This is a genomic window from Porphyromonas gingivicanis JCM 15907 (genome assembly GCF_000614585.1).
GTDB lineage: Bacteria > Bacteroidota > Bacteroidia > Bacteroidales > Porphyromonadaceae > Porphyromonas > Porphyromonas gingivicanis.
Genome location: NZ_BAKX01000030.1, coordinates 1 through 589, shown reverse-complemented (window position 1 = coordinate 589; position 589 = coordinate 1). Strand labels below are relative to the sequence as shown.

Genomic DNA, 589 nt, shown 5'->3' with positions numbered 1-589 from the left:
TTCTCCGATAAAGTGCTACATTCGCAGTAACAATAGTTTACAAAGCGTTGTAATGGTTTAGGTTGTATTCGGAGTCTCTCCATCTTTTTTACCCTGCTTTGGGAACGGAAATCCAGATAAGACTTCGGAATAAAGAGATAGATGAATGGTTTTAATTAGTAACGTATAATTGTAATATCAGTATGAGAAAGTCAAAGTTTGTATGTATTGCCTTCGCCTTTATGACAGTACTGGCGATAGGCTGTAAGCGTGATGATCCCACTCCGCCACCTCCTCCTCCCACGCCAATTCCCGACCCACGCCCCAATCCCCGCCCCGACCCTAAGCCCAAGGAGTATGTCTACGACGTTTACGTGGCAGGACACATAGATAATAAAGCTACGCTTTGGGTGAATGGAGTGCCTTCGACGCTACCACTCGAAGGACCCCTCTCTTATGCTTCCTCCGTTGTAGTTTCGGGCAAGGATGTTTATGTGGCAGGAGTAGAGGTGTATAACGGCAGAAGGAATGCCGTGCTTTGGGAAAATGGGACCTTGACTGCAATAAATAGAAGTCGTGAGGGCCGTGCTGGCTCCCTCTTCGTTTCGGG

Annotated in this window: 1 pseudogene; it reads left to right on the top strand. The window is 47.2% G+C overall.

The window, feature by feature from the left end:
* Positions 1–182 precede the first annotated feature (182 nt).
* Positions 183–589 (top strand): annotated as a pseudogene (locus JCM15907_RS11855) (hypothetical protein); the annotation flags it as partial.